This is a genomic window from Candidatus Methylomirabilota bacterium, assembly GCA_035709005.1.
GTDB lineage: Bacteria > Methylomirabilota > Methylomirabilia > Rokubacteriales > CSP1-6 > 40CM-4-69-5.
In genome coordinates this window covers 1-11,751 of record DASTFB010000032.1, presented here as the reverse complement: position 1 = coordinate 11,751, position 11,751 = coordinate 1, and the positions used below count along the sequence as shown (strand labels likewise).

Annotated in this window: 13 protein-coding genes and 1 pseudogene; 9 read left to right on the top strand and 5 right to left on the bottom strand. The window is 72.0% G+C overall.

All coding sequences use genetic code 11. From position 1 onward, the window contains the following. Positions 1-197, bottom strand: a 197-nt coding sequence (locus VFR64_05055) for a hypothetical protein (protein ID HET9489109.1), incomplete at its 3' end; no start/stop codon positions are given. Between the two features lie 39 nt (positions 198-236). Between VFR64_05055 and VFR64_05050 the strand changes: the two genes are divergently transcribed. The 5 genes from VFR64_05050 to murG all read left to right on the top strand — a co-directional run bounded on the left by VFR64_05050 (position 237) and on the right by murG (position 5,307). Further along, entirely contained in the window at positions 237-887 is a 651-nt protein-coding gene (locus VFR64_05050; protein HET9489108.1) for an HAD-IA family hydrolase, read from the top strand. Positions 888-965: 78 nt separating this feature from the next. Further along, positions 966-2,252: a replication-associated recombination protein A gene (locus VFR64_05045; protein ID HET9489107.1), complete on the top strand. Its 1,287-nt coding sequence runs from the start codon at positions 966-968 to the stop codon at positions 2,250-2,252. Then, positions 2,252-3,028, top strand: coding sequence for a polyprenyl diphosphate synthase (gene uppS / locus VFR64_05040; protein HET9489106.1), 777 nt, complete (start codon positions 2,252-2,254; stop codon positions 3,026-3,028). The genes VFR64_05045 and uppS overlap by 1 nt, the downstream gene beginning before the upstream one ends. A gap of 27 nt (positions 3,029-3,055) precedes the next feature. Then, positions 3,056-4,177: a D-alanine--D-alanine ligase family protein gene (locus tag VFR64_05035; GenBank protein HET9489105.1), complete on the top strand. Its 1,122-nt coding sequence runs from the start codon at positions 3,056-3,058 to the stop codon at positions 4,175-4,177. After that, entirely contained in the window at positions 4,174-5,307 is a 1,134-nt protein-coding gene (gene murG, locus VFR64_05030) for an undecaprenyldiphospho-muramoylpentapeptide beta-N-acetylglucosaminyltransferase (protein ID HET9489104.1), read from the top strand. Before VFR64_05035 ends, murG begins: the two co-directional genes overlap by 4 nt. Positions 5,308-5,344: 37 nt before the next feature. Here murG and VFR64_05025 read toward each other — a convergent pair. Beyond that, positions 5,345-5,926: pseudogene (locus VFR64_05025) on the bottom strand (hypothetical protein). On the opposite strand from VFR64_05025, the gene VFR64_05020 reads away from it, so the two are divergent. Beyond that, entirely contained in the window at positions 5,913-6,881 is a 969-nt protein-coding gene (locus VFR64_05020; GenBank protein HET9489103.1) for an ABC transporter substrate-binding protein, read from the top strand. The pseudogene VFR64_05025 and the gene VFR64_05020 overlap by 14 nt on opposite strands. Here VFR64_05020 and VFR64_05015 read toward each other — a convergent pair. The 3 genes from VFR64_05015 to speD are packed head-to-tail and all read right to left on the bottom strand — an operon-like array spanning position 6,850 to position 8,746. Continuing rightward, positions 6,850-7,434 (bottom strand): Maf family protein, encoded by a 585-nt coding sequence (locus tag VFR64_05015; protein ID HET9489102.1) that lies wholly within the window; start codon positions 7,432-7,434, stop codon positions 6,850-6,852. The genes VFR64_05020 and VFR64_05015 overlap by 32 nt on opposite strands. Next, positions 7,434-8,354, bottom strand: coding sequence for a polyamine aminopropyltransferase (gene speE, locus VFR64_05010; GenBank protein HET9489101.1), 921 nt, complete (start codon positions 8,352-8,354; stop codon positions 7,434-7,436). The genes VFR64_05015 and speE overlap by 1 nt, the downstream gene beginning before the upstream one ends. Further along, complete coding sequence (gene speD, locus VFR64_05005; GenBank protein ID HET9489100.1) at positions 8,351-8,746, bottom strand: adenosylmethionine decarboxylase; 396 nt, start codon at positions 8,744-8,746, stop codon at positions 8,351-8,353. The genes speE and speD overlap by 4 nt, the downstream gene beginning before the upstream one ends. Before the next feature lie 767 nt (positions 8,747-9,513). Here speD and VFR64_05000 point away from each other — a divergent pair. The 3 genes from VFR64_05000 to VFR64_04990 are packed head-to-tail and all read left to right on the top strand — an operon-like array spanning position 9,514 to position 11,651. Beyond that, a complete protein-coding gene (locus VFR64_05000; protein HET9489099.1) occupies positions 9,514-9,993 on the top strand; it encodes an arginine decarboxylase, pyruvoyl-dependent in 480 nt (159 codons plus the stop codon). Positions 9,994-10,023: 30 nt separating this feature from the next. Continuing rightward, the gene (speB, locus tag VFR64_04995; protein HET9489098.1) at positions 10,024-10,890 is read left to right on the top strand and encodes an agmatinase; all 867 of its coding nucleotides are present in this window, start codon (positions 10,024-10,026) and stop codon (positions 10,888-10,890) included. Then, on the top strand, positions 10,872-11,651 hold the full coding sequence (locus tag VFR64_04990) for a class I SAM-dependent methyltransferase (GenBank protein ID HET9489097.1): 780 nt from the start codon (positions 10,872-10,874) through the stop codon (positions 11,649-11,651). The genes speB and VFR64_04990 overlap by 19 nt, the downstream gene beginning before the upstream one ends. Positions 11,652-11,751: the final 100 nt, after the last annotated feature.

Here is an 11,751-nt window from a genome sequence, read left to right as displayed (position 1 = left end):
ACCCGTTTGTCCCTGGGATGAGCGGCCACGAAGCGCTCCAGCGTGCGGCGGGCCAGCGTGTGGAGACCGTCGGCCACCGCGCGCTCGCCGACCAGCCACAGGCGTTCCGCCTCGTCGAGGGCAGGCGCCGGCGTGGCGGAGATGACGACGAGGGCAAGCGAAGCGAGCGCCGTGAGCAACGGCAGGGCACGCCTCATAATGACGGAAATATCGTAGCACGGTATCCTAGCCATACCGTGCGAGTGTGTGTCTTCGATCTCGACCACACCCTGGTCCGTTCCCCGCTGGACCTGGCTGCGATGGCCCTCGACATGCGCGCCGTGCTCGAATCCTGTCACGGCCCGCTGCCCGCGCGCGGGGAACGATACCGGGTCGGTGAGCTCCTCGCCTATTGCCGCCGCCTGGCGCCCGCGCTGGAGGAGGCGCTGTGGGGCGTCGCGCTCGACCACGAGCGCCGGGCGCTGAACGACGCCGCGCTGGAGCCGGGCGCGTACGAGGCGCTGCAGGGCAGCCGCGCCGCCGGCTGGAGCACGGCGGTGTGGACCAACAACGCCCGCGCGATCAGCCTGACCGCGCTCGAGCGGTTCGGGCTGTTGCCATACCTCGACGTCGTCGTCACCCGCGACGACATGGGAGCGCTCAAGCCGGATCCCGACGGCTGGCGGGTGATCGCCAAGCGCCTGGCCCCCGACCACGGCCTCGTGGTGGGCGACTCCTGGGTGGATGGGTTGGCCGCCGCCGCGGCGGGCGTGCCCTTCGTCGCCTACCGCGCCGACCCGGCCGAGCTGGCGCGCCGGGGCGTGAGCACGCTGGCCTCGCTCAGAGACCTGGCCGCGCTGCCCGGCTGGCTCACCACCTACTCCGCCCGCGAGGTTCCCTCCGACTAGATGGAGCTGTTCGACCGCGCGGAGCCTGGCCAGCCAGGCGCGTCAGGGCCAGCGCCCGCAGCCCCGCTCGCGGATCGGATGAGACCGCGCACGCTCGACGAGGTCGTGGGCCAGGACCACCTGCTGGGCCCCGGCCGGGTGCTGCGCGCCGCGCTGGAGCAGGGCGAGCTGCACTCGATGATCCTCTGGGGCCCGCCCGGCTCGGGCAAGACCACGCTGGCCGGCCTCATGGCCCGGGCGACGGGCGCCCGCTTCGTGGCCTTCTCGGCCGTGCTGTCCGGCGTCAAGGAGATCCGCCAGGTCATCGCCGAGGCCAGTGAGGAGCGGGCGCGCCGCGGCCAGGGCACCGTCCTCTTCGTGGACGAGATCCACCGTTTCAACCGGGCCCAGCAGGACGCCTTCCTGCCCCACGTCGAGAAGGGCACGATCCTGTTCGTCGGCGCCACCACCGAGAACCCCTCGTTCGAGGTGAACGCCGCGCTGCTCTCGCGCTGCCGCGTCTACGTCCTGCACGGGCTCGGCGAGGAGGAGCTGCAGGCGCTCCTGGAGCGCGCGCTCACGGACCGGGACCGCGGCCTGGGCGCCCTCGGCGCCGTCGTGGACGCCGAGGCCCGGCGCCTGATCGCGCGCCTGGCCAACGGCGATGCCCGGGCCGCCCTCAACATCCTGGAGCTGGCCGTGACACTGGCCAGCCGCGACGGGCAGGGCCGGCCTCGCATCACCGAGCGGGCGATCCAGGAGGCCGCCCAGAAGAAGACGCTGCTCTACGACAAGGCCGGCGAGGAGCACTTCAACCTGATCTCCGCGCTGCACAAATCGCTCCGCGATTCGGATCCCGACGCGGCACTCTACTGGATGACGCGTATGCTGGAGTCGGGCGAGGATCCCCTCTACGTCGCGCGGCGGCTGGTGCGCTTCGCCTCCGAGGACGTCGGCAACGCCGATCCCGCGGCGCTGACGCTGACCCTGGCCGCCAGGGACGCCTACGAGTTCCTCGGCACGCCGGAGGGAGAGCTGGCGCTGGCCCAGGCCACCCTCTACCTGGCCCTGGCCCCCAAGTCGAACGCCGTCTATCTGGCCTTCGGCCGCGCGAAAGAAGACGTGGCCGAGCGGCCCAGCGAGCCGGTTCCCCTGCACCTGCGCAATGCGCCGACGCCGCTCATGCGCGAGCTGGGCTACGCGCGGAACTATCAATACGCGCACGACGCGCCCGAGGCCCGCGTGGAGCAGGAGCACCTGCCCGCCGCGCTCCGCGAGCGCCAGTACTACCAGCCCACGAACCGGGGGCTCGAGGCCGACCTGCGCCGCCGGCTCGAGGAGTGGCGGCGCTGGCGCGCCGAGCGCCGGGCGTCCCGGACCGAGTGATGCTGGATCGACTCCTCTATCCGCTCTATGAGCGCCGGCTGCTGGCCGAGATCGGCCGCGGCCCGGTGCCGCGGCACCTGGGCCTCATCCAGGACGGCCACCGTCGCTATGTCCGCCAGGCCGGCCTGGCCAGTCTGAGCGAAGGCTATCGTCGCGGCGCGGCGGCCACGGAAGACGTCCTCCGGTGGTGCGCCGAGCTCGAGATCCGGATGGTGACACTCTGGTGGCTGTCGACCGAGAACCTGCGCCGCGAGCCCGGAGAGCTGCAGGCCCTGATCGCGGTGATCGAGACCACCATGGACGAGTGGATGCGCCAGCGGTTGCCCGATCGACTGGGGATGCGGATCTGCCCCATCGGGCGCCTGGAGCTGCTGCCGCCGTCACTGCTGGAGAGCTTGAAGTCGGTCGAGGCCGCCACCCGGCACCTCGACGTCATGCGGCTGAACGTCGGCGTCGGCTACGGGGGCCGGGAGGAGATCGTGGACGCGTTCCGCGGCTACCTGCGTGACGGCTTCGCCCGCGACGATTCGCGCGAGGAGATCCTGGGCGGCCTGAGCCCGGACGCGGTGGAGAAATACCTCTACACGCCGGATTGCCCCGATCCCGACCTCATCATCCGGACCTCCGGCGAGGTGCGGCTGTCGGGCTTCATGCTCTGGCAGAGCGCGTACAGCGAATACTACTTCTGCGACGCCTGCTGGCCGGCCTTCCGGAAGATCGATTTCCTGCGCGCGCTCAGGAGCTATCAGCAGCGACGGCGCAGATTCGGAAAGTAGCCGTCGGCACCCTGCTAGAATCGCGTCATGGCCTCGCTCCGGGTCGGCGTCGTCTTCGGCGGACGCTCGGGCGAGCACGAGGTGTCGCTGGCCTCGGCCGCCTCCGTCATCGCCGCGCTGGAGCGCGGCGGCCACCGGGTGGTGCCCATCGGCATCACGCGCGACGGCCGCTGGGTCGTGGGCGGCGACCCGCTGCGGGCCCTGGCCGCGGAAGCGCGCATCGCGCTGCCCGCCGGTGACTCGACCGGCGACGTCAAGAAGGCGCTGGCCGATCGCGTCGAAGCTCACCTGACCGCCCCCGAGACGGCGCTGGCGCGCACCGAGCCGCCCGGAGGCCTTCCCGCCGAGCTGCGGCACGCGCTGGACGTGGTCGTCATCATGCTGCACGGGCCCTACGGCGAGGACGGCACCATCCAGGGGCTCTTCGAGCTCGCCGATCTGCCGTACGTCGGCGCCGGCGTCCTGGCCTCGGCCATCGGGATGGACAAGGCCGCGATGAAGGCCGCCTTCCGTGCCGCCGGATTGCCGACGGTCGAGTACCTCGTCGTGCTCCGGCGCGACTGGCGCCGCAACCCCTCGGCCGTCCGTCGCCGCGTCGCCGAGACGATCGGCTTTCCCTGCTTCGTGAAGCCGTCCAATCTCGGCTCGAGCGTCGGCATCAGCAAGGTCCGCGAGCCGCCCGCGCTGGGGCCGGCCCTGGACGAGGCCGCCCGACACGACCGCAAGCTCATCGTCGAGCGGGGGGTCACCGGGCGGGAAGTGGAGGTCAGCGTGCTGGGCAACGACGATCCGGTGGCCTCGCTGCCCGGCGAGATCCGCTACGACAGCGAGTGGTACGACTACGCCACGAAGTACGCCGAGGGCCAGGCCCAGATCATCGTCCCCGCCCCCATCGGACCCGAGCTGACCCGCCGGGTGCAGGAGCTGGCCATCGCCGCTTTTCGCGCCATCGACTGCGCGGGCATGGCCCGCGTGGACTTCTTTCTCGAGGGCGACCGGGCGCTCGTCAACGAGATCAACACCATCCCGGGGTTCACGTCGACCAGCGGCTACGCGCGCATGTGGGAGGCCTCCGGGCTGGACTACGTCAGCCTCGTGGACCGCCTGCTGCAGCTCGCCCTCGAGCGTCACCGCGAGAAGAGCGCGTGATCCTGATCGCCGGCGGCGGGACCGGTGGCCACACCAGCCCCGGCCTGGCCGTGGCGGCCCTGCTCCGCGAGCGCGGAGTCGCCTGCGCGTGGATGGGCAGTCGCTCCGGCGTGGAGGCGCGGCTGGTGCCCGAACGCGGGATCCCGTATTTCAGCGTCCCCACGGGCAAGCTTCGCCGCTACTGGACGTGGCAGAACGTGCTCGACCTCGTCGTGCGTGTCCCGGCCGGGATCGTCGGCGCCTGGCGCCTGCTCAGACGGTTGCGCCCGGACGTCGTGTTCTCCACGGGCGGCTTCGTGGGGCTCCCCGCGGTCATCGCGGCCGCGCTGGTCCGGGTCCCGCTGGTCGTCCACGAGCAGACGGCGGTGCCGGGGCTGGCCAACCGGATCGCCGGCCGCCTGGCCCGGCGGATCGCGGTGACGTTTCCCGGCACGGCGGGCTTGCCCGCGGCCAAGGTGGTGTTGACCGGAAACCCGCTGAGGCCCGAGCTGCGCGGGGGCTCGCGGGCCGACGCCGTGGCGCGCTTTTCCCTCGATCCCTCTCTGGCCCTGGTCTACGTGACCGGCGGGGCCCAGGGGGCCCATCGCATCAATCGCGCCATCGGTGAGATCCTGCCCGAGCTGCTGACCCTGGCCCAGGTGATCCACCAGTGCGGCGACAACCCGACCACCGGGGACCGGACGTGGCTGGAGGCCCGCCGGGCGGCGCTGCCATTCGAGCTCGCCCGGCGCTACACGGTGCTGCCCTACGTCGGGGCCGAGCTGGCGGCCGTGTACGCGGCGGCGACGATCGTCGTCGGTCGGGCCGGAGCCGGCACCGTCAACGAGTGCTGCCAGCTCGGGGTGCCGGCGCTCTACATCCCGCTGCCGGGGACCAGCGGCGACGAGCAGACCGCCAACGCCCGCTACGTCGAGCGGACGGGCGGCTGCGCGGTCCTGCCGCAGGCCTCGCTCACGCCCGAGCGGTTGCTGGAGCGGCTACGCGGACTGCTCGGCGACCCGGCAGCCCTCAAGGAGATGAGCGAGCGCGGGCGGACCGTGGCCGTACCGGACGCCGCCGAGCGGATCGTGGACGTGTTGCTGGCCGAAGCGCCTTCCCGGCGACCACGAGAAGCGCGTGGAACTCGTTGAACAGCGCGGGATCCGAGGGCAGGTGCGACTCCAGGAAGGCCCTGGCTTCTTCGTAGCCAGCCCCGGCTGGCAGCAGGCCGTGACGGCTCAGCACCCGGCGCGTGTACTCGTCGGCGACGAACACCGGGCGCCCGGCCGCGTAGAGCAGGATGGCATCCACGGTCTCGGGCCCGAGTCCGGACACGGTCAACAGGTCCCGGCGCAACGCGCCCAGGGGCGCCCGCCGCAGGCTCGCCCAGCGCCCGTCGCACCGATCGAGCAGCCACCGCGTGAAGCCGCGCAGGCGGCGCGCCTTGAGCCGATACGTGCCCGACGCCCGGACCACGTCGGCCAGCCGGTCCTCGGGCACCTCGGCCAGGCGCTCGGCCCGCAGCAGCCCGCGGCTGCGGAGCGCGGCCACCGCCCGCGCGGCATTGGCCCACGCGGTGTGCTGGGTGAGAATGGCTCCCACGGCGACTTCAAAGGGCGTGCGACCGGGCCACCAGTGCTGGGGGCCGAACCTCCGGAGCAAGCGCACGTAGAGCCGGAGCAGCCGGGCCTTGATCGGATCACGAGGCGGGCCGGGAATCGGCCGATGCCGCAGGCGGAATCGGGAGGCTGAGGCGGTGCCGGCCCTCATCGTGCTGCTCCAGGCCTTCAGTCTCGCCGTGAGCGGTCCACCGACGTCACTGGAGTACCTGCCCCTCCGCGTGGCTCAGGCCGAGGGCTACTTCAGCCGGGAGGGGCTCGCCGTCACCCTCAAGACCCCACGGTCCGAGGTGGGCGCGGCGGAAGCGCTGGCCCAGGGGCAGGTCGATGCGGCGGCCACGTCGCTCGAGGCGCTGCTGCGCTTCGGACCGCGGCAGCCGCGGCAGCAGGCGCGGCTCGTCGTCGGGCTCACCGCCGCCCCCGCCGTGGCCTTGCTCGTCGCCGGCCCACTGGCCGACAGTGTCCGCTCGGTCGAAAACCTGGTCGGCCTGCGGGTCGGCGTGGCGGGCCCGGGAGTGCCCGAGCAGGCCTGGCTGGCCGAGCTGCTGCACCGCGGAGGCCTCAAGCCCTCCGATGTCGACCTCGTGAGCGTCGGCAGCCGCGGCCTGGCGACGGCCTTCTCGGGCGGCGATGTCCAGGCGGTGCTGGTTCACGAGCCGCTCGCCAGCCAGCTCGTCAACGGCGAGCACGCCGCCATCCTGGCTGACCTGAGGACCCCGGCCGCGGTCCGGCGCACCCTCGGCTACCTCACGGTGAACGCCGCCGTCTTCGTGCGCCGCGATCGCCGGCTCGACGACCGCGTGCTGACCGCGTTCGCGCGCGCGCTGCTGGCGGCCCAGCGGCGCCTGGCGACGGCGAGCGCGGCGGCGCTGGCGGAGCGGCTGCCGGGCGACGTGGTCGGCCTGCCGGAGGACTTCGCGCGACGGCTCGAGGCGGCCCGGGCGCTGTACCTGATCGACACCGTCGTCGAGCCGAGCCAGGTGAGCCGGACCATCGAGCTCATCCGTGCCCGCCTGCCGCTGGCAGCGACGGTCAGGATCCCCCGGCCCGGCGAATTGCTTCACACCGGACCGCTCAGGCGGGCGATCCAGGCCCCGGAGAAGTGAGCGCCACCCCGAAGCGGGCCAGCAGGCCGGCCGTCGCCTCCAGCGGCAGGCCCACGATGTTGCTGTACGAGCCGATCCAGCCCCCCACCAGCCCTCCGCCCACACCCTGGATGGCATAGGCCCCCGCCTTGTCGAGGGGCTCGCCGCTGGCCACGTAGTCGTCGATGACGCTGTCGGCATAGTCGCGCATCAGCACCTCGCTCACCACCGCCGCCGTCTCCGCGCGGTCGACCCCGGCGTCGACCACGGCCAGGCCGGTGATCACGGTGTGCGGCCGGCCGCGCAGCCGCCGTAGCATCGTCCGGGCCTCGTCGGCGTCCCCGGGCTTGCCGAGCGGCTCACCGTCGATGACGACCACCGTGTCGGCGGCCAGGACCAGCCCGCCCACCCGCGGCGCCACGGTCTGGGCCTTGCGGAGGGCCAGGTCAGCGACGGCGTCGGGGCCGACCGGATGGGCCAGCGACTCCTCCACCTCGCTCGGCACGACCTGGAACTCCCGCAGCAGCCGGGCGAGGAGCTCGCGCCGACGCGGCGAGGCCGAGGCGAGGGTGATCAGGAGACGATCAGCGGACGGCTATCGGTGGCGATCCGCGTCTCGGCCTCGATGGCCCGGCGGATGTGCTTGGGCAGGGCGAAGGCGTGCTGGTGGGTGACGCCGTCCCAGTAAGCCAGGTCCCCCTTGACCCGCTCCGCGATGAGCCGGTCGATGGCCGCCGCGTCCTGCCGCCGGGGGTCGATCTGCTTGCCGGCCAGGATGAAGCCCCAGGAGGTGCCGAAGCACGAGATGGCGGACTGGTAGCCCGCCACCACCGGGAACACCTCGCGCAGCGTGCGGTGCATGGCGGTGAAGAAGCCGAGCTCGCCCACCTTCGTCATGCCGGCCTGCATCGTGAAGGTGCCGCCGTCGGTGAGCCGATCGTGGACGATCTGGTAGAACTCCCGGCTGTACAGGAGACAGGCCGGCCCCTCCTCCAGGGGCTCGACCAGGTCGCTGATGATGAGATCGAACCGGTCCCGGGAGCGCTCCAGGTAGGCCCGGGCGTCTTCGTGGCGCACTTCGGTCCGGGGATCGTCGAAGGCCCCCTGGTGCAGCTCCGGAAGGTGGCGCTTGCAGATCTCGACCACTTCCTCGTCGATGTCCACCATGACGGCCTGGCGGATGGACGGGTACTTGAGCATCTCGCGCAGCGTCGCCCCCTCGCCCCCGCCGATGACCAGGGCGCTCTGCGGGGGGCCGGTCACCGCGAGCAGGCCGGGGTGGACCAGGGCTTCGTGGTAGATGAATTCGTCGGCCTGGCTGGACTGAATGCGACCGTCCAGGACCAGGGTCTTGCCGTAGGAGGCGGTCTCCATGATCTCGACCAGCTGGAACTTGGTCTGGGCCTGCACGAGCGTGCGGACGATCGCGTGCATGTGCCCCTCGACCGGGGTCGTCGTCTCGAAGAACCACTTGTAGGACTGCGGGCTGATCAACGGACGGCGACCGCACCCTTGTTGGCGACAGGGGCTCCGGCGTTGAGGAACATCCCCCGCTGCATCTCGACCACCGAGGCGCGCTCGGCGCCGAACTGCTCGATGAGATAGTTGGCGGCGATCTCCGGCTGCAGGACGTCGCCGCAGGAGAAGATGTCTACGGCCGCGTACCGGTACTCCGGCCACGTATGGATCGAAAGGTGGGACTCGGCGATGACCACCACGCCGCTGATCCCAAACGGGTTGAACTCGTGGAAGACGACATCGACGATCGTCGCCTGTGCCCGCTTCGCCGCTTCGATGAGCGCGCCCTTAACGGCCTCGAGGTTGTTGATCGCGTCGGAGTCGCAATCGAACAACTCGAGAAGCAGGTGCCGTCCCAGTGCGTTCAATCCAGCAGTCCTCCTCTCTGATCGGCCATCTACCGCACGTCTCCTGCGACTTTCGTCGCGCTAACGCGGTGAAAAACCTCACCGCGGCCCAAAAACTGATTCAATGTAGGGTCGGGTGTAGACGATTGCAAGAAAAAAACACGGCGAAGCGGCGTTTGGACGCCGCCGCGACGCTCTCGCGCGCGCGAGCGCCGCGAGCGCACGCGCAATCGCGCGACCGCGGTCGGTGAGCACGAGCAGATGCACTAGTTCGGCGCGGCCGCCCACGCTCCGCTCGCCGCTCCAGCGCCCGGCGCCGCTCGCGCGGGCGCTCCGGCGGCCGACGCCCGCAGGGAACGATGGGCGCGATCCTCCAGCGGCGCGAGTCGACGGCCGCCCCGCCCGCCGACGGGCCGGCGATCGTCGGTCGGGAAGGCGAGCTGATAGCCCCGGAACGGCGCCGGCCTCGGGCGGCGACGGTGATCGACGTTCGCGTGTGTGGGCGAGCGGCATCGCGGCCGCGCAGGCGCGCGCCGACCGAGCGGCGGCACCGGTCGGCGCTCGGCGCCGCGCGGCCCGGTGAGCGCGGCGCGGTGGCGAGCGCGCCGCTGCCGCTGACGGCGCGATGGCGAGCGTGGCGCGGGCGCTGGCGGCGCCCGCGGCGACCGAAAACGTTACTTTTCTCTTGCATTCGCTGGCGACGTTCGTAGAGTGAACGAGAATGCGCGGCGCCGGTGCGCAGCGCGAGGGAGGGAGACCAACACGCGGCTTACGGGAGGAACGAGCGGATGACGAAGCGGGTGACGATGGCGGCGGTGACTGCAGGCCACGCGGAGGGCGGCACGCCCCTCAACGCTTTCGACAACGCGCTGCTGGCGGCTGGCATCGGCAACGTCAACCTCATCAAGGTCTCCAGCATTCTCCCGCCCGACGTCCCGGTGATCGATCTGCCCAAGATCGCGCCCGGCGCGCTCGTGCCCACGGCCTACGCGGCCATCACCAGCGAGGTCCCGGGCGAGACGATCGCCGCCGCCGTCGGCTACGCGGTCCCCGACGACCCGGCCCGGAACGGCGTCATCATGGAGTTCCACGGCCGGGCGAGCCGGCAAGAGGCCGAGGACGCCATCCGCGCCATGCTCGACGAGGCCTTCCGCGTCCGCGGCGAGCCCATCCGGGAGATGAAGGTCGTCGCCGCCGAGCACACGGTCCAGCGCACGGGGTGCGCCGTGGCCGCCCTCACCTTGCTCGCCGAAGAGGACCTCGTCTAGCCGACGGGCAAGCGCCGTCGAGGTCTCACGATGCGGCCCGCGTCGCCGCCGTTCATCGCCTGCGCCCATCCCCCGGAACAGGCCCGGATCGTCGTCTACGGCGTGCCCTTCGAGGGGCGCGTCAATCTGCGCAAGGGCGCCGATGCGGGGCCCCGCGACATCCGCCTGGCCTCGGACTCCATCGAGACGTACTCGCCGGTGCTCCGCCGCGACCTCGAAGACCTGGCGCTGGCCGACCTCGGTGACTGCGAGCTCCCCGACGGCGCGCCGCCCCGGGAGCAGCTCGACGCCGCCCGCGCCGAGATCGCCGGCTGGTGGCGGCCCGAGCTACGGGCGTTCATGCTGGGCGGCGACCACACGGCGACCGTGCCGGTGATCGAGGCGATGGCGCCCGCCTGGCCCGAGCTGCGGCTGCTCCAGCTGGACGCCCACCCGGACACCCGCGCCGAGTTCCTGGGCGAGCGCTACAACTACGCCTCGGCCATGGCGCGCGTGATGGAGGTGCTGCCGCCGGCCCGGGTGTACCAGGTGGGCATGCGCACGGGTTCCCGGGAGGAGCTGGAGCGGCCGGGGCCGCACTTCCACCCGGCTCACGAGGGTCATCCGGTCGAGGTGGTGCGACGGCTCGTGCCCGAGCTGCGGCGGCACCCGCTCTACGTGACGATCGACATCGACGTGCTGGATCCATCGGAGGCGCCCGGCACCGGGTCGCCGGAGCCGTGTGGGCTGCGGGTCGCCGAGCTCATCGAGATCGTCCGGCTCCTGAGCCCCTGCCGGATCGTCGGGGCGGACCTCGTCGAGGTCGCCCACGCCTGGGACCCGACCGGCCGGACCGGCATCGCGGCCTCGTGGGTGATCCGTGAGGCGCTGCTCGGCTGGTGGACCGACCCGCGCTGACCATGTACAGCGCCCCCCGGCTCTACGAGATCGCCTTCGACATGAACCGCAAGGGCGAGGTCGACTTCCTCGTCCACTGCTTCAGACGACACGCGCGCCGGCCCGTGCGTCGAGTTCTCGACATCGCGTGCGGCACCGGACCTCATCTCATCAGGCTGGCCGAGCGCGGCTACCGGATGGTCGGGCTGGACCTGTCGCCCAAGAACATCGCGTTCTTGCGCGGACGGCTGGCCGCGAAGGGACGACGGGCCGAGCTCACCGTGGGGGACATGACCGACTTTCGGTTGAAGCAGCCCGTCGACGCCGCTCTGTGCATGCAGGACTCCCAGGGCCACCTGTTGACGAACGCGCAGCTGCTGGCTCACTTCCAGTGCGTGGCCCGCTCGGTCCGGCGGGGCGGCCTCTACATCTTCGACCGGTACATGGCCTCGTCCTGGACCGATCCGGCCCGCAGCTGGTCATGGTCGCGCCGGCGAGGCCAGCTCACCGTGCGCGCCTCCTTCTCCGCGCTCAACGACGTCGACCCCGTGAGCCAGGTGTTTCGCGAGCGGCTGCGCCTGGAGGCGGTCGAGAACGGCACCCGGCGCGTCTACCGGCAGACGCACCTGAGCCGCATGGTCTTTCCCCAGGAGCTGCGGGCGCTGGTCGACCTGGCCGGGGGGTTCGAGTTCGTACAGTGGTTCTTCGGGTTCAAGCCGCACCAGGTGCTCGAGCGGTCCAGGCATCCGCTGCTGATGATCGTCGTCCTTCGCAAGCGGTAGTCGGCGGCGTGCGTCGTTTCTCGTGGTTCAGGGGAGCGCGGGGCCCCCGGTGCGACCCCGAGGGCGGTGGCGAGGGTGGCTCTTCCGTTCCCCACCCCTC